Here is a 21,784-nt window from a genome sequence, read left to right as displayed (position 1 = left end):
CGCGCGCGACGCGGGAAGGAAGCCTGGCGATGAATGGGCCTCATGCTTGGTTCCGGCGGGCGATCTGGCTGGGGATCCTCGCGAACTGGTCCCTCGCCCTGCCCGCGATCTTCCTCCCGAACGCGGTCCTCTCGCTGGGCGGCCTGCCGTTGGCGCTGGAGACCCCGGTCTGGCCGGCGTTCGCCGCGCTGCTGCTGGCGCTGCTGTCGTGCTTCTACATCCCCGGGGCCGTCGACCCCGACCGCTACCGCGCGACGGCGATCATGTCCGTGCTGGCGAGGCTGGCCGGGGTGGTGTTCTTTTTGGTCCTCTGGCCGGATCGCTACCCGGCCTTCGGCTATCTCGACCTGGTCATGCTGCTGATCCAGGCCCCCCTGCTCTACCTGACCCTACGCGGGCGGCCGGAGGTCGTCCCCCCGGCCCTCCCGAGCGCGTATCCCGCCGAGGCCCGACCATGAGCGAGGAACCGAAGCCCCTGATCGTCCGCCCCGAGCGCCCGTTCCCCACCCGATGGGCCCTGGCCCTGACGACCCTGCTGATCGTGGGCCTGATCGGCGGGTTCGCGTGGTACCGGTTCTTCAGGACGGTGACGCCGCGCTACGACGACGACCTGGAGAACTACAAGTACGGCTCGATCGGCAACGTCCCGGCGGCGGGCGTCCCCTACTACATCTGGATGGTCCTGCCGCGCGTCTTCCCGGAGCACCTCCCCGGCAACGGCGGGTACGCCTCGCTGGGGATGCTCTGGGAGCCCGGCCACGAGGCCCCGGTCGGCTTCACGAAGATGACGGTCGGCTTCCCGAGGATCGCGCACAACTGCGCCGCCTGCCACACCGGCTCCTTCCGCAAGCAGGGCCAGGAGACCCCGACCATCTACCCCGGCGCCCCGGCCCACCAGTTCAGCCCGCAGGCCTACCTGCGCTTCCTGACGGCCTGCGCGCGCGACGATCGGTTCAACGCGGACGTGATCCTCCCGGAGATCGAGTACTTCGTCCCGCTCTCGGCGATCGACAAGATCCTGTATCGGTACGTCTTGATACCGCGAACCCGGGACGCCCTGCTGGAGCAGGGGAGGATCAACGCGTGGCAGGACAGCCGGCCCGATTGGGGCAACGGGCGGATCGACCCCTTCAACCCGGTCAAGTTCGGCACCCTCGGGGCCGACTACCACCAGGACAACGACGGCGTCTCTCGTTACGACACGGTGGGGAATTCCGACATGCAGCCCCTCTTCGGGCTCAAGGGCCGCGACGGCGGGCCGCTGCACTGGGACGGCCTGACAAGCTCGCTGGAGGAGGTCGTCATCAGCGGGGCGCTCGGCGACGGCACGGCGCTGAAGGATCTCGACTACCCGGCGATGAAGCGGCTGGAGCGGATCATCCTGGCACTCCCGACGCCCGCGTTCCCGTACGAGGACGACCCCGGATCGCCGTACAGGCGCGACGAGGAGGCGATCGGCCGGGGGGCCGAGGCCTATCGTAAGGCCGACTGCGCCCGCTGCCACTCGCCGGGGGGCGAGTTGACCAACAAGGTCGTCCCGCTGGAGGAGGTGGGCACCGATCCCGAGCGGCACAAGCTCTGGGGGCAGGCCGACGCCGATCGGTACAACTCTTACGCCGACCGCTACCACTGGGATTTCTCGAAGTTCGTCGGGACCAACGCCCCCGGCAAGGGCAACGGCTACGTCGCGCACGAGCTGGGCGGCATCTGGATCCGCGCCCCCTACCTGCACAACGGCTCGGTCCCCACGCTCCGGGACCTGTTCGAGCCGGTCGAGAAGCGGCCCAAATCGTTCTACCGAGGGTACGACGTGTATGACCCGATCAAGGCGGGCTGGGTCAGCGACGTCCCCGCCTCGCCGGACAACGACGGCCGCCCCTTCTTCCTCTTCGCCGTGGCGGACGAATCGGGCAACCCGATCAAGGGCAACGGCAACGGCGGCCACCTCTGGGGGGTGGACCTGTCCGACGCGGAGAAGGACGACCTGGTGGAGTATCTCAAGTCGCTATGAATCGGTCCCGCCGCCCGACGCCCCGCGCCGCGGGGAAGGCGGCGGGGCGGGTGCCGACAGGGCGGGCCCTCCCACCCTTCAACCACGCCGAAGCGATCGAGGAGCCGACGATGAGCAGCAGGCGGATGCGGCGAGCCTTGAAAGCGGCCTCCCTGGCGATGTTGCTCCCGTTGCTCTCGAACCCCCGCGCCGGCGCCCAGCCGGCGAGCGGCCCGGAGGACCTGGGACCGCGATTCGTCAAGGCGATCCAGGGGCCCGAGGACTTCGAGGCGGCGCGGGCGGCGCTCGTCGAGTCGGTGCGGCCGGACGCCCGCGCGGAGGACGGGGCCGCTCCCGTGGCCCGCCTGACCGAAGCCGTCTCCCCCTTCACGTTCCGGTCGCGCGGGATGCTCGACGCGCCCACCGCCATGGCCGCCGCCCCCGCGGCCGAATCGGACGAGGAGGCCGCCCTCCCCCGCGACGTGGAGGCCCTCTCCCGCGACCTGGCCCGGCTGGCGCCCCACCCGGTCAAGCAGGCGGTCAACGCCGCCGCGGTCCGGCGGGTCGGCCGCGCGGTCCCCGAGGCGCGGGCGTTCGCGCTGGTCCTCGGCGGCGAGCCGACCGAGGAGGCGGCTGTCGTCCTCGACTGGATGACCCACCCGTCGGTGCTCGTCTGCGGAGTCGCCCTGAACGATCGGGTCGGCGTCTGGCAGGAGCCCGTGGAGAAGGCGTCCGATCGCCTGGCGAGGACGTTGCGATCGACGGGGGCGATCTCGGTCCGGCAAGGGGGGACCGAGATCCAGATCGGGACGGGCTGGGTGATGGCCCCGGGGGTGGTGGCGACGAATCGCCACGTCGCGCTCTTCTTCGCCTCGCGGGCCTCGGGCGCGCCGAGCGGGTGGGCGATCTCCACCGGCGTGGACGGCACCCCGGTCCGGCCCACGATCGACTTCGGCCGGTTCCAGCCCGGCTGCGCCGAGGGGAGCCGGGCGTTCGACGTCACCGGCATCCTCTACGTCGAGGATAGCCAGAATCCCGACGTCGCGCTGCTCCAGGTCCAGGCGAGGAACGCCGCCGGCGACGCGATCCCCCCGCCCCTGCCGCTCGCGACTACGCAAGACAGGGACGCCCTCCGCGACCGGCTCGACAAGCGGACGGTCTACGTGGTCGGCTATCCCCAGAAGTCCAACTACTTCCAGACCGAGGAGGAGCGTCAGATCTATCAGGACGTCTTCGACGTCAAGCGGATCTCCTTCGGCTATCTCATGGACGGGAGCAGCGTGGACGGCCCCCTGCTCCACGATTGCCAGACGCTCGGCGGGAGTTCCGGCTCGCCCCTCTGCGACTTCTCGACGGGCGAGGTGGTCGGCCTGCATTTCAACGGCCAGTTCCGGGTGGCGAACACCGCCGCCACGATCTGGTCGATCCTGGAGAGGCCCGCCGTGGCGGCGATGTTGAGCGGCGTGGTGACGACCCCCAATCCGGTCGTCGGGCCGGCGGTCCCGCCCGAGACGCCCGGCTACGAGCAGCTCCCGACCCGACCCGAGCAACCCCCGACCCGGCCCGAGCAACCCGCGACCCGGCCCGAGCGGCCCGCGACGGGCGGCGTGCTGTCCACCCCGCCGACGGCCGACGGGCCGGCGGAGGCGGGCGAGGAGGGCGCGCACAAGCCGGCGGAGGCGGGCGAGGAGGGCGCGAACAAGCCGGCGAAGGCAGGCTCTAACAAGCCGGCGAAGGCCGAAGCGAGTTCGTCGGCCGTCGAATCGGACCCGCCGCGGGCGGAGGAGGCTGGCGCGGTCTCCCCTCCGAGCCAACCGGCCGCAAACGAGGCGGGCGCCTCGGCGCCGTCGATGGTGGCCTTCGACGAGTCGGGGGGGATGGTCGATCCGGCGGCGTTCGAGGCGATGCTGAACGGGTTCGGCGCGCCGCCGACCGACGTCTTCATCCTGGCGCACGGCTGGAACAACAGCCCCGCCGAGGCCCTCTCGTCCTACACCCGGATGATGGCCCTGGTCCGTCAGGCGGCCGACGCCGACGGCTCGCGCCCCGCCGGGTATCGCCCGATGGTCCTGGGCGTCCGCTGGCCGTCGAAGGCCTGGATCAACGACGACCGGGAGGAATCGGCCGTCGCGGGCGTGCTCGAGGCCGGGGCCGGCGGCCCGGCGGGGCGTTCCATCGACCCGCGGATCGTCGCGGCCCTGTACGAGAACATGCCCCGGAGCAAGGCGACGGAGGCGCAGTACAGCCGCGACATCCTCCGGATTCAAGAACTGCTGACCTTGCCCGAGCCGACCGCCGACGACCGTGGCGAGGCGTTCGCCATCTTCCGGCGCTACGCGATCGAAGGCCGATTCGTCGACGACGTGGACGGGGGCCAGGGAGGGCTGGAGTCGGGGCCCGCGCCGTTCGCGGACCCACGCCCCGAGGGGGGATTCTCGCTGCTGGACTCGGCGCGGGTCTTCACCTACTGGCAGATGAAGGGGCGGGCCGGCCTCGTGGGCCGCAACGGGGTCCGGGTGATGCTGGCCAGGCTCCAGGCCCGCTATCCCGGGGCTCGCATCCACCTCTTCGGCCACAGCTTCGGGACGAAGGTCGTCCTGGCCGCGGTCGCGGAGCGCGACCTCGGGCTCCCGCGGCCGGTCACCACGCTCGTGCTGATCCAGGGCGCCGTCTCCCTCGAGGCGATGTCCGAGCGGGTCACGGGGCGTAACGTCCCGGGCGCCTATCGGATGGCCCTCGACGATCGCCGCGTCGCCGGGCATGTCATCGTCACCTTCTCGCGGAACGACTCGGCGCTGAATGACTTCTACCCGATCGCCTCGCGGGCCGCCGGCCAGACGGGGGAAGTCGACGAGGCCGCCGTATCGAGGTTCGACGCGCTGGGCGCCGTCGGGGCCTACGGGGCCAACTCGGGGCTGATGCCGATGCAGCTGAGCCGGCAGCCGTACACCTTCGCGAGGAAGGTCGTCAGCGTCGACGGCGGCGCCTCGGCGGCGTTCATCGGCGGTCACAGCGATTTCTTCAACGCGAACGTCGCCTGGTTGTTCTGGTCGGCCGTGAAGGCGTCGTTCTGACCCCGACGCCGCCAGCGCCGGATGACCCGGGCGCTGGCGGCCGGCTCATCCCGGCTCGCCATCCCGGGCGATGGGCGAGCCCGTCCCCCGGCGAGGTCCCGATCAGGTCGAGAGCCCGTCCGACCTCCCTACGGATCGAGGAGTCACCGATGCGACCGTCAACTTTGAGAATCGTGGCGGCGGCCCTCGGCGCCCTCCTGACCGGCTGCAACGGCGGCGTCCCCCCGGACGAGGCGCTCGCGCGTGCCCGGGCGCGTGGTGGCGAGTTCTCCGACCTCGGGCCGGACTCGGATCCCGAGAAGTGGCGGAAGGCGGCCGAGGCCTACTACCCCCCCGCCTATCGCGACTACTTCGAGGACATGGACGCGATCGGGGCCACCGATCAGGTCGGCGCCCGCCCGCTCGGCCTCAAGGCCGAGGAGATCAAGGGGCGCAACGCCTGGGTAATGTGGACGGCCGGGAACGAGGCCTGGTGGGACTGGCTGGCGCGATACGGCTACGGCACCGTCGACCTGCTCAAGCTGATCGACGACCGCGAGCGCGAGACGCGGTTCGCCCGAACCGGCCTGATCAACGAGCCCGGCACCCGCCCGCCGACCCCGGAGGAGACCGAAGCGGCGCATGGGGTCCGCTACGCCAGGCCCGTCACCGAGCCGACCCCCGGCCAGGACGTCCACGTCGAGTATCGCAAGGACCGGGAGGACTGGGCGCCCCCCGATCCCTACGTGTACGGCTACCCGACCGGCGTGGTGGGCCTTCGCCTCTTCCCGAACCCCGATTTCGACGAGGGCGCCAGGCGCTCGTGGGATCCGAAGCTCTACTACTCGGACACCCCGGAAGGTCGCGAATACGCCACCCGCCCCGACACCGTCCGGCCGTTCCGCGTGGGCATGAGCTGCGGCTACTGCCACATCGCCCCCCACCCGCTGAAGCCGCCCCCCGACCCCGAGTTCCCGAAGTGGGGGAACCTGTCCAACAACGTCGGCAATCAATTCCTGAGGATGCGAGTCGCGTTCGGCAACGTGCTGCGCCCCGACAACTACCTCTACCACGTGTTCGACTCGTACATGCCGGGCGCGGTCGACACCTCCGGCCACCCGTCGGACAACAACAACAACCCCAACACGGTCAACTCGTTCTACGGGCTGCTGGGGCGGCTCGCCCGCGCGCGGAACAACCCGGCGGAGACGCTGGGCCCGGACTCCCTCGCCTACGTGGCCCGGTTCACGGACGAGGGGGCCTTCAACCCGAAGCACCTCGCGAGGGTCCTGCTGGACGGGTCGGACAGCGTGGGCCTGCACATCGCGCTGGCCCGGGTCTATCTCAACATCGGGACGCATCATCAGCAGTGGATCCGCACGATCAACCCGCTGCTCGGGTTCGCCGAGCAGGGCCAGTTCAAGCTCAAGGACATCGCGGGCAACTCGCTCTACTGGCACGCGATCCGGATCCGGATCAATCCCCTGGCCGCGTTCTTCAAGGTCTCGACCGACCCGATGCGGCTCAAGGACGTCCAGATCACCGGGCGGGATGGCGCGCCGCTGGACGAGGAGAGGCGCGAACTCTTGACGGCGCACCTCCGGGGGACGGGGCTCCCCTGGTACACCAAGCCGTCGGGAGACGGCGGGGACGCCGCAAAGGAAGACGGGCCGCCCGTGGTCGGCGACGCCGCGAAGGACTACTCCGTCGGCCGCCGGGTCTTCGCCAGGGGATGCATCGCATGCCACTCTAGCGTCCAGCCGGGCGACCTGCTCGCCCTCGAGGAGAAGCTCGTCCCCGGCGAGGACACGAAGTACCTCCCGCCGCTCGGCGAGCCTCCCCCGGCGGGCTGGGTGGGGACCCAGGCCGCCTGGGACGAGATGACGGGGGCGGCCCTCGCGGGACGGCGTCGCCTCCGGCTGACCCTGGACGACCGGGCGCGACTCGCCCGGGGGGACGGCACCCTCCCCCCCGCCTATGCCGAGTGGGCCGCCATGGCGGTCGAGCAACGCGAGTTCTGGGAGCATCAAGACCGGCTCTGGGACGCGGAGGGGAACCCGGTGCTCGACGCCGAGGGCCGCCCGAGGCTCGTGACCGTCCATAATTACATGTCGATCGACGAGCGGCTCCCGATCACGATCCCGCGCACGAACTCCGGCAGGGCGACCGCGACGAACTCCCTGCATGGCAGGGTCTGGGAGGACTTCGCGTCGGCGACCTACCAGGGGCTCGGCGAGGTCGGCCCGATCGAGTACCGAGATCCGTTCTCGGGCGCGACGAGGACATTCTCGCCCCCGGGCGGCGGGCCGGGTTACTACCGGGTGCCGACGCTCATCAGCATCTGGGCGACCGCCCCGTTCCTGCACAACAACGCGCTCGGCCTGTTCAACAACGACCCGACGGTCCGAGGGCGCCTCGCCGCCTTCGACGACGCGATCGGCCGCCTGCTTTGGCCGGACCGGCGCCGGTCGCCTTCCGATCAGGCCTACTGGCCCGGCGCGGGCTCCGCGACCGTCGTCTCCGACGCCTGGCATCGCGACAAGGACGCCGACGCGGCCGTCGCCGTCCCCGGTCGGCCTAGCTCGGCCGACCGCGCCGCGGCGGCCGACCAGCGCGAGCGCGACGGCGGCTGGATCTGGAGGACCACCGAGGAAAGCTGGCTGATGTTCTCCGCGCCGCACGTCCCGATGCTCGTCGGCGGGGTGGCCGGGCTCACTCGGTATCAGATGATGATCCTCGCGTGGGTCCCGGCGCTGGTCTTCCTCGGCCTGGGGGTAGCCCTGTTGTTGAGCGGCCGGACGGACCCCGCCCGCGAGCGGCGCGGGGCCACGTGGCTGGGGTGGCTGTTCGGACCATTCCGCTGGATCCTCGCCGTCGGTAGCTTCCTGCTGGCGATCGGGTCGGTCTACCTGGTCTGGCGATTCTGGCCGGCGGTCGTCCTCCTGGACCTCGGGACCGGCAACGCCATCACCGGTTTGAGGCTCCAGGCGATCCTCTTCCCGCTGGTGCTGTTCGGCTCGACGGGCCTGCTCCTCTCGCTCGGCCGGATCCGGGCCGGACGGGGGCGAGCGCTCCTGACGCGATGGGTCGGCGTCCTGTGCCTGGTGCTGTCGGTCGTCGCCGTGCTCGGCGTGGGCCGGACGCTCTCGGGCGTCGGCGAGTCTGTCAAGATCGGCCCGGTCCCCGAGGGCGTGCCGGTGAACGTCATCGCCAACTTCGACCCCCGGGCACCGAAGAAGGCCCGGCTCGACGCCGCAAGGGCCCTGGTCGACTACTTTTCCAGGCACCAGGAGGAGGCGCTCGCCGATCGATCCCAGGAGGCCAGGGACCGTCGCCGGGTGGAGTTCGAGCAGCGGGTGGCCCCGGTCCTGATGCGGGCGAGCAAGTGCCCGGACTTCGTCACCGACCGCGGGCACGACTACGCGTTCATGCGCGACCTGACCGACGGGGAGAAGGCCGAGCTGATCGCCCTGCTCAAGACCCTGTGACGCCGACTGGCGCGGCCGGCGGCCCGCCTCCACCCCCGGTTGCGAGCGACCGATCCATGAGCGACCTCCGCGACGACTGGAAGGACCCCGCCCGGACCCCGATCGACTTCCTGGTCGTGGGCGCCGGGGCGGGGGGCGCGCCGCTCGCGGCCAGGCTCGCCGAGCGCGGCTACACCGTGCTCGTGCTGGAGATGGGGCCGGGGGCGCCGGCCCATCCCCCCCCGGACTCGCGGGTCGACGTGACCGAGGTCCCCCTGCTCCACCCGGCCGCCAGCGAGGACCCTCGGCACGGGTTGCGATTCTTCGTCAAGCACTTCAACCACGATCCCGAGGGCAGCCGGGATTGGAAGAAATACCCCCGGCCGGAGGACGGCCCGCCGAGGGGCCGCGACGAGGAGGGGATCTTCTACCCGAGGGGCCAGGGGCTCGGCGGGAGCACCATCGTCAACGCCATGATCACGATCTGCGGCCCGCCCGAGGACTACGACGAGATCGCCGAGGCCACCGGGGACGAGAGCTGGCGCGGCGAGCGGATGCGCGCCTATTTCCAGCGGGTCGAGCTCTGCCATTACGCCCGCCCGTCCCTCTGGGCGCGGATCAAGGCCTTCTTCGGCAAGGGGGACGGGTGGGAGGAGGGCCGGCACGGGTTCCGCGGTTGGCTGGACGTCACGCTCTCGGACCTCCTGTTCCTGAAGCGCGACCGCGTCCTGCTGCGGGTCGTCCTCGCCGGCGTGGTGGGCGGCACCCGATCTGGGGCCGAGCGGATCGGGGAGCTGCTCCGGGCCGCCATCTCCGGCCGCTTCTTCCCGGCCCTGGACCCGAACCACTGGGAGACCCTGCGTCGCAGCGCCGAGGGAGTCTGCCGCATCCCGGTGGCCATCACCCCCAACGGCCGGCGTTCCAGCGCCAGGGACCGGATCCTCGCGGTCACAGACGCCCGCTCGCCGCACCGAGACCGGCTGATCGCGCGGTCCGGCTTCTGCGTCACCGGCATTATCCTGGAGGAGGGGCCGGCCGGAAGCCCCGGACCCAGGGCCGTCGGCGTCCGCGGCCTCCCCCGCGAGCACGTCTACGAGGCCGACCAGCGGGCCCCGCTCGGGGATCCGTATCCGGAAGACATGGAGGTACCCCTGTACTGCCGCCGCGAGGTGCTGCTATGCGGCGGCGCCTTCAACACGCCCCAGTTGCTCATGCTCTCCGGGATCGGCCCCGCGGACCACCTCCAGCAAGTCGGGGTCCAGCCCCGGGTCGACCTGCCCGGCGTCGGCCGGAACCTCCAGGACCGCTACGAGGTGCCGATCGTCACCACCGTGACCGACCGGTTCCGCAGCTTCGACGGCCTGGGCCTCTCTCCCTCGAACCCCGATCCGCACCTCCTCCGATGGATCGAGAACCCGGAGGAGTCGGCCTACCGACGCGGCATCTACTCCACCAACGGCGGCCTCCTGGGCATGTTCGTCCGCTCCCAGATCGAGGACTCCGCGGCCGACCTGTTCATCTTCGCGCTCGCGGGCCTGTTCGAAGGCTATTACCCGGGCTACTCCGACCCGGCCGCCCTGCTCCGGCGGCGCCCCGACGACTCGAACGCCTACAGCCGGACCATCACCTGGATGATCCTGAAGGCGCGGACCCGGAACCGGGAGGGGTACGTGCGACTGCGATGCAGGAACCCGCTGCGGCGGCCGGAGATCAACTTCCGCTTCTTCCCCACGCGCCCGGACGGGGAGCGGGATACGGACCTCGACGCGCTCATGGAGGGGGTGGGCGTGGTCGACCAGATCTACCGCGCCGGCAGGGAGCGAGGCGCGTTCGAGGAGCGAATCCCCCCGCGGAGCCTCCAGGAGGAGTTCGGCGGCGACGTCCGGGAATGGATCAAGCACACCGCCTGGGGCCACCACGCCAGCGGCACTTGCCGGATCGGCGCCGACGACGACCCGCGCGCGGTGCTCGACAGCCGGTTCCGGGTCCGCGGGGTCTCGGGCCTGAGGGTCGTCGACGCCTCCGCGTTCCCGCGGATCCCGGGGTTCTTCCTCGTCTCGAACGTCTTCACGATCGCCGAGAAGGCGGCGGACGCGATCTCCGAGGACCACCCGATCCCCGCCGGCGAGCTGCCGGCCGAGGCGAGGGCCGAGCTGGACCGCGTCCCGATCATCCCGTCGCGGCCCGACCTCGTCGCGCGCCGGGCCTACCCGGCCCGGATGGAACGGGCCGAGGCCGAGCTGGTCGCCGCGCGCCGTCGCGCGGCCGGGCTGGGCGAGCGGACGCATTGACACGCACCTTGCCGGGGGACGACCTTGGACCCATCACCACCACTCGCCGCGTCGGCCGCCGATCGGCCCTGGCTCCTGGACCTCCGGACGCCAGGGGCCGCCGGTGGGACGTCCGGGACGCCCGCCGAGGCCGTCGGCGCGCCCGCGGGTCTGCCCCCGGACACCCTGGGCGTGGCCCTCTCCGGGGGGGGCGTCCGGGGGGCCGCCTTCTGCCTGGGGGTGCTCCAGGCGCTGGCGCGGTCGGGCTGGCTCCGCCACGTCGACTATCTTTCGACGGTCTCCGGGGGCGGGTACGCCGGCTCGTTCCTCGGGCGGTATTTCGACGCGGCTCGCGGGCGGCCAGGCGAGCCGGAGCTGGTCCCCGGGGCCGTCCATCAACGCGTGGTCCGAGGGCTGGGCGACCACGACTCGGCGCCCGTCCGGTGGCTGCGAGAGCACGCCAACTACCTGGCTCCGGCGGCCCCGGGGGACGTGGCCGTCAAGGTCGCCGGGTTCCTGCGGAACCTGCTGACGGTCCACCTGGTGCTGGGTGTGTCGCTCCTCGCCCTCTTCGGGCTCCTCAACGCGGTGGCCTACAGCGACGCGTTCGTCGCGCTCGCGACCCGCGCCGACGACCTGATCGGCGGTCTCGCGCCGCTGGTCCGGCTGCTCCCCGGGGACGGGCCGAGGCCCTGGCTGGTCCTGTCGGAACTCTCATTGTGGCTCGCCGCCGCGCCGCTCATGATCGCTTACTGGCTCGTCTCCCAGGACGCGCCCGAGGCGTTCATCGCGGCCGTCCTCTTGGCGGCGGCGGTGATCGCCGCCGCGCTGACCGTCATGACCGGCGGCCCGCTGCCGCTGGCGGTCCTGGCCGCGGCGGTGCTGTGGGCGATCGGCTCGTGGGCCGCGGTCCGCCGGGCGGAGGGGCCGGCCGACCCCCGCAATCCCTACCGGCTGGCGATGGCCCGGGAGCACCTGACCCGGCGGCTGGCGACCTGGCTCGGCGTCACGCTCGGCCTGGCGGCCCTCGGCGTCGTCGACTGGGGGGGGCGATGGCTGGCCCTGCGGCTGATCGAAGGCGGCCCGACCGTCCGCCAGGTCGCCGCGTGGCTCGCCTCGGCCGGGACCATGGTCCTGGGATCGGCCACGCTTTTGAGGGGGGCGGTTCTCTCCCTGGCCGCTCGATCGCCCCGATCGGCGACCCTCCGACGCGCCGCGCGCCGCTATCTCTGGGCGGCGGCGCTGCTGCTCGGGTTGCTCCCGCCGCTGGTCGCCTTCTCCTTCGTCAGCCACGCTTCCTACGAGGCCGGGAAGGCCTACCACCAGGGCCTGGCGGTCACCGTCGTGGCCCTGGTGGTGAGCCTGCTCCTCGGATCGCGCGAATGCGTGCCGTTCGTCAACCGCTCGGGCCCGCTGGCCGACCACGCCGGCCGACTGGCCCGGACTTTTCTAGGGGCCGTCAACCCCGCCCGACGCCTGCACCCCGAGGGGAGGGACGTGACTCGAACGGCCGCCGGGGACGACGTGCCGCTGTCCCGATATCGTCCCCACCTGGCCGGCGGGCCCTTGCACTTGATCAATTGCGCGGTGAACGAGACGGTGGACGTGGCCTCCCATCGGTCGGCCCGCGACCGGCGGGCGGAGAACATCGCGGTCGGCCCGGTCGGGATGAGCGTGGCCCGAGACTGGCACGCCTTCTGGGTGGACCACCAGCCGCCCGACCGCGACCTCGATCCCCTCGACCCGGACGGCCCGCATCCGTTGCTGGGCCAGGCCGGCGGCCCTGTACCCGCGGAGTCGCTCGGCCTCCAGGACTGGATGGCGATCTCCGGGGCGGCGGTCGGCCTGGGTAAAGGCCGCGAGGCCGGGACGAGGAACAACCTCCTCCACATCCTCTCGAACGCGCGCCTTGGCTACTGGTGGGACTCCGGGCTGGACGCCCGCGATCGCGCGGATTCGCCGGTCAAGCGGGGGCGGGTCGCTCGCCTCGGAGGCCTGCTGGCGAGGCTGTTCCGGACCCAGCGGCTGCTCCTGGCGGAGCTGACCGGTCGGTTCGGCGGCCCGTGGAATCGCCATTGGTATCTGTCCGACGGCGGCTCCTTCGAGGTCACGGGTGCCTACGAACTGCTCCGTCGCCGCCTCCCGTTCGTCATGGTCTGCGACGCGGGCGGGGACGCCGCGCATCCCGGATCGGGCCTCGCGACGCTCGTCAGGCTCGCCCGGATCGACTTCGGCGCCGAGGTGATCGAGGTCCAACCGGACCCCGAGACGCTCCGGGCGCTCGGCGTCCCGGAGCGGGCGGTCGATCGACTCGGCGCGCCCGACGACCTTGTCGCGCCGGCCGACGGGCTGGCGCGCAAGCACGCGGCCCTGCTCCAGGTCCGGTATCCCGAGGCCCCTCCGGGGACCTCGCCCGCCCTCGACCCCTGGCTCGCTCGCCGATTGACCTGGGTCCTCTACCTCAAGGCGACATGCACAGGCGACGAGCCCGCCGACGTGAGGAGCTTCGCCGCGTCCCACCCCGGCTTCCCCAATGAGTCGACGCTGGACCAGGTGTTCGACGAGCCCCAATGGGAGAGCCATCGGAAGCTCGGCGAGCATGTCGGCGATCTCTTGTTCATACCCGGGGAAGGAGGTCATGCCCCCGCCCGCCGTCCCGCGGACCTCGGGGAGGCTTGCTCGCCCGATCATGCCCGCGAGGTGGAGCCGGCCAAGCTCCATTAGGGCGGATTCTCGTCGCTGGGCGTCTAACGAAAGCGACCCCCGCTCCTGGCGGGGGTCGCGTCGTTGCTGGCGGGGCGGCCAGTCGGAGGTGGTCGCGGAGGCCGCGGTCCAGGGCCATCATCGGTCGGTGGCGAAGCCGCCGGTTCACACGCCGATGACGCCGGTGCCGGTGCCGGTGCCGGTGCCGATTCCGATGCCGGTCGTCGGGACCGGGGTCGTGATGATCGGGCCGGTGATCCCGCCCAGGCCGTTGGCGTTGCCGATGAAGTTGTTGAATCCGGTCCCGAAGGCCGAGTTGAAGCCCGTCGGGGCCGTCCCGAAGCCGGGGAAGCCGGTCCCGGTCGTGGCGAAGCCGTTGTTGAAGCCGCTATTGAACGTCCCGCCCGTGAACTGCGGGCCGAAGACGCTCGGGAAGGTCGCGCCGTTCTGGAAGAACCCCGTGGGCAGCTGCGTGCCGCCGCCGGGCGTGGTGCCCAGGAAGGGGCCGACCACCCCGTTGAAGTTCTGGAACGCGCTCGTGAACCCGTTCTGGAACCCCGTGATGAACTCGTTCATCGTGAACGGGGTCGTGGACGGGCCAGTGCCCGTCGGGAAGACGCCGGTGAGCGCGTTGAAGAAGTTGCCGGTCGGCGTGCCGCCGGTCCTCGTCCCGAAGAAGCTGGACTGGAGCTGTGACCGGATCGGAGAGGAGTTGGGCAGGATCGACAGGATCCCATTGGCCTGATAGGCGGCCGTATTCAGGGCGTTCGCGTACTGCTGTTGGAACGCCTCGACGCCCTGGGCGTTGAACGCGCCGGTGGGGTCGAACAGGGTGCCCTGGGCGATGCCGCCGACGCTATTGGCCAGCGTGCCGAACGTGTTGTTGAGCTGCAACGCCGCCTGGTTCCCGAGGAACTGGGAGAGGGGCACCTGCAGGCCGGTCGTGGGATCGATCGCCTGCGAGGCGAGCCCCGGGGAACGCAGGAACGCCGAGACCTGCCGCGAATTCGCGGCGAAGTTCGAGTTGATCAGGCGGTCGAGCGAATTCTGGAGCAGGCGCGGCGAGGACGTCCCCCAGGGCGTGCCGAGCTGGCGGCCGATGCGGCCGGTCAGGCTGCGCAGGTCGTCGCCCATGAGCGACTGCTGGAGAGCGGGCAGCAGGCTCTGGGCCGAGCCCGGCAGGAGCGCGACCTGCGATGACAGCCCCAACGCGGTGGCGTTCAGGGCGCCGCCGACGTTGTTCCTGAAGTCGTCGATGGCCTGCTGCGTGGGCCGGCCGTTCGGGCCGAGATTGCCCGCCCCGTAGAGCGTGGCGATCTGGTCGTTGACGTATTGTCGCAGCGCGGTCTGGGCCGCGGTGAATTGCTGGCCGTAGGTCGTCGCGAGCTGTCTCGCCGTCAGATCGGACGGGGTGGACGGGCCGCCGGGTCCGCCGGGGCCGCCCGGGCCTCCGAGGGAGCCGCGAAGGATCGTCATCCAGCTCGGGATAGAACTCAAGACGACGCGCTCTTCCAGTGACGCGCCGACGATGCTCGGGCGGAAGGCGTTGCGATTGCTCCGGGGCTTGGCGCTCATGGTGGACTCCTGGGGGAACAACGGGCCATCCTTGAATACGAAGCGAGTGCCGACGCGTGGATCGCGCCGTCCCGATGATCGTTCGAAGTCGGGAAGCTCCATCGGCCGGCGAAGCGCCCGCCGGCCGATGGACGAGGATTCCGTCCAAGCACTCCGCGCGCCCTGGTCCTCCAAATGCGGGGCGATCCTCCGGCTTCGGCTCGCGAGCGAGGGGGGTTACATCGACTTGCCGAAGATCCTCCGCGCGGCTTCCTGCACGAACCCGGGCTCGACCTCGTCGGCGGCCGGCGAGGCGAGCTGGGGCTCGGCCGGGAGGGCCGGCAGGTCGGCGATCGTCGGTATCGGGTCGTTGGTGACGGTCAGGTCGGGGGCGCCGTCGGGATGCGGACCCTTCCAGATCTGGGAGATGGCCGAGATGTCTTCCTGGGTGAAGTTGTACAGGGTGTTGTAGAGGCCCTGCTCGATGTACTTCTGGGCCTCCGGGAAGGCGTGGTTGCTCAACTCCGGGATCGGGAAGAGCTTGACGACGTTGACCCCGGACAGCTCCTCGAGCGCCTTGGCGTAGGCGATGACGTGCGTGCTCCCGCGGACCAGCAGGAAGCCCGTCAGCTCGCGCACCGTCGGGTCGCTGGTGGTCTCGTAGACCTTCAGCTTGGTGGCCCGGGCGGCCGTCTCCAGGAAGAAGTTGTGCACCAGGTCCAGCCTGAGGTTGCCGCTCGACTGCACGTAGCTGCCATTCCAGTAGTTGCCCATCGAGTCGACGGGCAGGGCGCACTGGCCTGCATTGAAGAACTGGTACTTGTTATGAGCCTTCAAGGCCTCGGCCAGCGGCGCGGCGGTGGGGTCGTGGCCGCGAGTGGTGGTGCCCGTCAGCAGGAGGTTGATCGCGGAGGCGACCAGCTCGACGTGGCCCCACTCCTCGGCGGCGATGTTCGCGACCAGCTTGTAATAGGGCCCGTAGGCCTCGCGGTCTCGGAAGTTGATCGTCTGGAAGAAGTAATTCATCAGCGTGGACATTTCGCCCGCCTTCCCGCCCATCAGCTCCTGGACGGCCGCGGCCGCCTCGGACGATGGGTGCTTGGGGACGGGGAGTTGTGTCAGCAGCTTGTCGGCGCGGAAGATCATGGAAACGGCTCCTCGGGGGCGGGGCGTGGCTGCCGCGGACGCGGCGGAAACCTGGGATCGTCGCCCATTCGCCTAGCAAGCCAGGTTCCAAAGCCCGCTCCCACCGGGGCGTTTCCCCGGATTCCGGGATAATCCCAGCCTCCCCGGCCGAGGCCTCGCGACGGGATGCGGGGCCGGCGCTCGCCCTCTTGGGCTTCCCGGCGAGCCTTCGTTGGCGAGGCTCGGGCGGCCACGCCGCGGGATTCGTTGCCTATCGCGGCCACTCGCGGTTGACGCGGGGCCATCGCGCTCATAGAGTATTAAAGTTCCTTCACTTTCCGCGGAGGCCTCAAGGCCGATGACCCGGCGTGGCGTCGATTACGGGATCCTGATACTGGCGGCCCTGGTGGTTCTGCTGGGGTCGTTCGCCTCGCCGGCGCTTCAGGCCCTCGCGCACCCCGGGTCCGGTCGGGTGAAGGCGCCGCGGAGGGATCTGGCCCTCGCCGCGATCCGTCGCGCGTCGCAGTCGTGCGTCGTCCACGTCCCGCGCGTCGATCGGCCGTCGCCGGTCGGGCTGAAGGTGGAGTCGGAGGTCCGGGCCGAGGTCGACCCGACCGAGGAGTCCTCGTCGGCGTTGCCGCGTCTGGACGCGATCACCTCCTCGCGGCGCCGGACGAAGCGCGTCGCGACCCGCCCCGCCGAGGCCGTCGCGGCGCGGCCATTGCGCTGCTGACCCTCCCCCCGCCGACGCCTCGCCGTCGGCGCCGTCCTCGCTCCATCCCGGGCTTCCGCCACGCGCCCCGTCGCGTCGCGGCCTGAGCGTGGGGCTTGCGGTCGCGACCTCCCTCCCCGGGTCTCGACCTGGCTATTGGCCCCGGGCGACCTCCCCCGCCCGCCGACGTCACCCGTCCTCATATCCGCGCCGCGGGCCTCCATGGCTCGCGGTCCGTCTCGGAGCGTCCCGACCCATGAAGCGCCTGGTGCTCGCCTTGCTTTACCCGTTCCGCATGATCGCCCGGCGGCCCGTCACGACGCTGGCCCTGGGGGTCGCCCTGGCCGCGGGGGCCGTCGTCGGGGCCTCCAAGATGGGGGTGGAGGTCTTGCCGCCGGCGCTCGCTCGCGAGATGCACGCCTACACCGACGACCTGGGGGGGACCGCCGGGAAGTTGAAGGCCTACCTCGCGGCCCGGTACGAGCAGTACTTCGGGGAGTCTCACGAGGCCGCCCATCACGAACCTCACAAGATCGTGGTCACCAGCCCCCAGGTGAAGAACGTCACCCTCACGCAGAGTTACGTCTGTCAGATCCACTCGCAGCGCCACATCGAGGTTTGCGCCCTGGACGGGGGCTACCTGCAGGAGGTGCTGGTCAAGGAGGGCCAGGCCGTGAAGAAGGGGGATCTCATGTTCAAGATCCTCCCGGTGCTCTACCAGGCGAAGGCGGAGGCCGAGCAGGCGGAGGCCGAGCTGGCCAGGCTGGAGTACAACAACACCAAGATGCTGTCGGCCTCGCGGGTCGTCTCGCAGAACGAGGTGCTGCTGCTCCAGGCCAAGCTGGCGAAGGCCCAGGCCAAGGCCGACCTGGCGAAGGCCGAGCTGGACTTCACCGAGATCCGGGCGCCGTTCGACGGCATCGTCGACCGCCAGCAAACGCAGCTCGGGAGCCTGATCAAGGAGGGCGACGTCCTGACGACCCTCTCCGACAACGGCGTGATGTGGGTCTACTTCAACGTCCCGGAGGCCCAGTACCTGGAGTACATGGCCGCCCAGGGGCGCCACGAGCCGGAGCCCAAGATCGAGCTGGAGCTGGCCGGCGGCCGGAAGTTCGAGCAGCCCGGCAAGATCGGGGCGATCGAGGCCAACTTCAACAACGAGACCGGCAACATCGCCTTCCGCGCCGACTTCCCCAACCCTCACCGGCTGCTTCGACACGGGCAGACCGGGAAGGTGATCCTCAGCGAGGTCGCCTCGGACGCGGTCGTGATCCCGCAGCGGGCGACCTTCGAGATCCTCGCCAAGCGCTACGTCTACGTCGTGGACGAGGAGGGCAAGGCGAGGCAGCGCGAGATCCAGATCGAGAACGAGCTGGAGGACGTCTTCGTCGTCGACAAGGGGGTGGGCGCCGGCGACAAGATCATCCTGGAAGGCGCCGGGCAGGTGCGCGACGGCGAGAAGATCGAGTACGAGTTCGCCGCCCCCGAGCTGGTGCTGTCGAAGCTGAAGGACCGGGCGGAATAAGCCGCGCCCGCGCGGAGTTGCCATCGATTCGGGCCGGACGTCCGGCGCGGAACCACTCCCGACCCCACGAGTGCCATGTTCGCGAAGATCCTCCACCGTCCGGCGCTGGCGATCGTCATCTCGATCATCATCCTCTTCCTGGGGGGGCTGTCGATCGCCACGCTCCCGATCTCGCAATTCCCCTCGGTAGCCCCGCCCAGCGTGGTGGTGGCGATCTCCTACCCCGGCGCCAGCGCCAACGTGCTGGTCGACTCGGTGATGATCATCCTGGAGCAGGCGATCAACGGCGTCGCCGACATGCGCTACATGGTGTCGGCCGCCACGAGCGCCGGCGAGGCGGCGATCACGATCGTGTTCGAGCCCGGCACGGACCCGAACGTGGCGGTGCTGAACGTGCAGAACCGCATCCAGACGGTGAAGAACCGGCTCCCACCCCTCGTCGAGCGGGAGGGGATCATCGTGATGCAGAACATGTCCAGCATGCTGATGTACGTGAACGTCTACAGCACGCAGGAGGGGCAGGACCAGAACTTCCTCTACAATTTCGCCTTCGCCAACCTGGTGCCCGAGCTGAAGCGGGTGCGGGGCGTCGGCAGCGCCACGATCCTGGGGAACCGCCAGTACGCCATCCGGGTGTGGCTGGACCTGGACCGCATGCGGGCCTACAACGTCTCGGCCGAGGACGTCGTGAAGACCCTCGGCGAGCAGAGCATGATCGGCTCGCCCGGCCGGCTCGGGCAGGCGACGGGCGTCCGGTCCCAGGCGAAGGAATACGTCCTGACCTGGGTCGGGCGGTACAACCGGCCGGAGCAATACGAGGACATCGTCCTGAGGGCGAACCCGGACGGCGAGATCCTACGCCTGAAGGACGTCGCCCGCGTCGACCTGAGCGCCGCGTACTACGACATCTACTCGGACATCGACGGCCATCCGTCGGCGGCGATCGTCCTGAAGCAGCTCCCGGGCACGAACGCGTCGGCCGTGATCGAGGAGGTGAAGGAGAAGCTCAAGGAGATGAAGGAGGAGTCGTTCCCCTCCGGGATGACGTACGAGGTGAGCTACGACGTCTCCAGCTTCCTGGAGGCGTCGATCGAGCAGGTCGTCCACACGCTCTTCGAGGCGTTCGTGCTGGTGTCTCTGGTGGTGTTCCTCTTCCTGGGGGACTTCCGATCGACGCTGATCCCGACGCTGGCGGTGCCGGTCTCGCTGATCGGGGCGTTCTTCTTCCTGCAGGTGTTCGGGCTGTCGATCAACCTGATCACGCTCTTCGCGCTGGTGCTGGCGATCGGCGTCGTGGTCGACGACGCCATCGTGGTGGTGGAGGCGGTCCACGCCAAGATGCACGAGAAGCACCTCACGCCGTACCTGGCCACGCGGGAGGTGATGGGGGAGATCAGCGGCGCGATCATCGCCATCACGCTGGTGATGACGGCGGTGTTCGTCCCGGTGACGTTCATGACCGGGCCGGTCGGGACGTTCTACCGCCAGTTCGGGATCACGATGGCGACGTCCATCGTCCTCTCCGGCCTGGTCGCGCTGACGCTCACGCCGGTCCTCTGCGCGATGATCCTCAAGCCCCACACGGGGCGCAAGAGCTACTCGCCGCTGGCGATCTTCCTGAGGATGTTCGACCGGGGCGTCGAGAAGGTGACGGGGGGCTACGCCGCGTTCCTGCGCCCGGTGGTGCCGAGACGGCTGCTGACCATGGGGGTCGTCGGGGCGTTCGGGGTCGGGATCTTCCTCGTGAACTCGCACCTGCCGGCCGGCTTCATCCCGCTGGAGGACCAGGGGATGATCTACGCGGTGCTCCAGACGCCGCCGGGCTCGACGATCGAGTACACCAACAGCAAGTCGCACGAGCTCCAGCGGATCGCCAGGGACATCCCCGGGGTCGGCTCGATCTCCTCGCTGGCCGGCTACGAGGTGCTGACCGAAGGGCGCGGATCCAACGCGGGGACGTGCCTCATCAACCTGAAGCCCTGGGGCGAGCGCAAGCTGACCTCGAAGGAGATCATCGAGCGGCTGGAGCACGAGTGCCGCCAGATGTCCAACGTGAAGCTGGAGTTCTTCGAGCCCCCCGCGGTGCCGGGCTTCGGGGCCGCCGGCGGCTTCTCCACGCGGGTGCTGGACAAGACGAACTCGATGGACTACGCGCGGCTCGGCGAGGTGACCGACAAGTTCATGGCCGCCCTGGCGAAGCGCAAGGAGGTCAAGGGGCTGTTCACCTTCTTCGCGAGCAACTACCCGCAGTACGAGATCGTCATCGACAACGACGTGGCCATGCAGAAGGGGGTGTCGATCGGCAAGGCGATGGACAACCTCTCCATCGCCATCGGCAGCACCTGGGAGCAGGGGTTCGTCCGCTTCGGCCAGTTCTACAAGGTGTTCGTCCAGGCCCTGCCGGAGTTCCGCCGCTACCCGTCCGACCTGGAGAACATGTTCGTCAAGAACGACAAGGGGGAGATGGTCCCCTACTCGGCGTTCATGACGCTGAAGAAGGGGCAGGGCCTCAACGAGATCAACCGCTACAACCTCTACACGTCGGCCGCGATTCAGGGCGCCCCCGCGCCGGGGTACAGCAGCGGTCAGGCGATCCAGGCCATCCAGGAGGTGGCCGCCGAGACGCTCCCGCCGGGCTTCGGCCTGGGCTGGGAGGCCCTGTCCTACGACGAGGCGACGAAGGGGAACCTGGCGGTCTACATCTTCATGGTCGTCGTGGTCTTCGTGTACCTCGTGCTGGTCGGCCAGTACGAGAGCTTCCTGCTGCCGCTGTCGGTGATCATGTCGCTGCCGATCGGGATCTTCGGCTCCTTCCTGTTCCTGCGGCTCATGGGGCTGTCGAACGACGTGTACGCGCAGATCGGCCTGGTCATGCTGGTCGGCCTGCTGGGCAAGAACGCGATCCTGATCGTCGAGTTCGCGGTCCAGCGGCGGAGCGAGGGGGCGAGCATCGCGGAGGCGGCGATCGAGGGGGGCAAGCTGCGGTTCCGGCCGATCCTCATGACCTCCTTCGCGTTCATCGCCGGCCTGATCCCGCTGGTGCGCGCCACGGGCCCCGGCGCGATCGGGAACCGGACGATCGGCACCACCGCGGTCGGGGGCATGCTGCTGGGCACCACGATCGGCGTGCTGGTCATCCCCGGCCTCTATTACATCTTCGGCAAGCTGGCCGACGGCAAGAAGCTGCTCCAGGACGAGGTGGACGGCCCCCTGACCGAGGCGCTCAGCCACGGCGGGACGCCCGGCCACGACCCGGAGCATGGGACGGCCGGGCACGGCCTGGACGGCATGGAAGACGACGGGGAGAGCTACGACGAGGAGGGCGCGTGACGCGGCATCCCAACCCGTCTTGACCGCGCGGTCGGGATGCGTTAGACCGGCGACG

The 21,784-nt window shown here is 70.4% G+C and carries 11 protein-coding genes; 9 read left to right on the top strand and 2 right to left on the bottom strand.

Annotation, left to right across the window (positions count from 1 at the left end; genetic code table 11):
- The first annotated feature begins 29 nt into the window (after nt 1-29).
- The 6 genes from WG209_RS06590 (at nt 30) to WG209_RS06565 (ending at nt 13,504) form a co-directional block, all read left to right on the top strand.
- Nucleotides 30-458, top strand: a complete 429-nt coding sequence (locus tag WG209_RS06590; RefSeq protein WP_337174226.1) for a hypothetical protein — start codon at nt 30-32, stop codon at nt 456-458.
- Complete coding sequence (locus WG209_RS06585) at nt 455-2,011, top strand: hypothetical protein (RefSeq protein WP_337174225.1); 1,557 nt, start codon at nt 455-457, stop codon at nt 2,009-2,011. Before WG209_RS06590 ends, WG209_RS06585 begins: the two co-directional genes overlap by 4 nt.
- A 110-nt stretch (nt 2,012-2,121) precedes the next feature.
- Nucleotides 2,122-5,064 carry a trypsin-like peptidase domain-containing protein gene (locus WG209_RS06580; protein WP_337174224.1) on the top strand — a complete coding sequence of 981 codons (2,943 nt, stop codon included), beginning with the start codon at nt 2,122-2,124 and terminating at the stop codon, nt 5,062-5,064.
- A 149-nt stretch (nt 5,065-5,213) separates the two neighbouring features.
- Entirely contained in the window at nt 5,214-8,531 is a 3,318-nt protein-coding gene (locus tag WG209_RS06575; RefSeq protein ID WP_337174223.1) for a hypothetical protein, read from the top strand.
- Between the two features lie 56 nt (nt 8,532-8,587).
- A complete protein-coding gene (locus WG209_RS06570) occupies nt 8,588-10,801 on the top strand; it encodes a GMC oxidoreductase (RefSeq protein ID WP_337174222.1) in 2,214 nt (737 codons plus the stop codon).
- 24 nt (nt 10,802-10,825) lie between these two features.
- Nucleotides 10,826-13,504 carry a hypothetical protein gene (locus tag WG209_RS06565; RefSeq protein WP_337174221.1) on the top strand — a complete coding sequence of 893 codons (2,679 nt, stop codon included), beginning with the start codon at nt 10,826-10,828 and terminating at the stop codon, nt 13,502-13,504.
- Nucleotides 13,505-13,648: 144 nt separating this feature from the next.
- Here WG209_RS06565 and WG209_RS06560 read toward each other — a convergent pair whose 3' ends face one another.
- On the bottom strand, nt 13,649-15,058 hold the full coding sequence (locus WG209_RS06560) for a hypothetical protein (protein ID WP_337174220.1): 1,410 nt from the start codon (nt 15,056-15,058) through the stop codon (nt 13,649-13,651).
- Nucleotides 15,059-15,274: 216 nt separating this feature from the next.
- Nucleotides 15,275-16,183, bottom strand: a complete 909-nt coding sequence (locus WG209_RS06555) for a manganese catalase family protein (protein ID WP_337174219.1) — start codon at nt 16,181-16,183, stop codon at nt 15,275-15,277.
- Between the two features lie 337 nt (nt 16,184-16,520).
- Between WG209_RS06555 and WG209_RS06550 the strand changes: the two genes are divergently transcribed.
- The 3 genes from WG209_RS06550 (at nt 16,521) to WG209_RS06540 (ending at nt 21,729) form a co-directional block, all read left to right on the top strand.
- On the top strand, nt 16,521-16,895 hold the full coding sequence (locus WG209_RS06550) for a hypothetical protein (RefSeq protein ID WP_337174218.1): 375 nt from the start codon (nt 16,521-16,523) through the stop codon (nt 16,893-16,895).
- A gap of 235 nt (nt 16,896-17,130) precedes the next feature.
- The gene (locus tag WG209_RS06545; RefSeq protein WP_337174217.1) at nt 17,131-18,399 is read left to right on the top strand and encodes an efflux RND transporter periplasmic adaptor subunit; all 1,269 of its coding nucleotides are present in this window, start codon (nt 17,131-17,133) and stop codon (nt 18,397-18,399) included.
- Nucleotides 18,400-18,474: 75 nt separating this feature from the next.
- Nucleotides 18,475-21,729: an efflux RND transporter permease subunit gene (locus WG209_RS06540; RefSeq protein WP_337174216.1), complete on the top strand. Its 3,255-nt coding sequence runs from the start codon at nt 18,475-18,477 to the stop codon at nt 21,727-21,729.
- Nucleotides 21,730-21,784 lie beyond the last annotated feature (55 nt).

Source organism: Paludisphaera sp. (assembly GCF_037189885.1).
GTDB lineage: Bacteria > Planctomycetota > Planctomycetia > Isosphaerales > Isosphaeraceae > Paludisphaera.
Note: the sequence above shows the minus strand (reverse complement) of the source record. Positions and strands in the feature narration are given on the sequence as shown.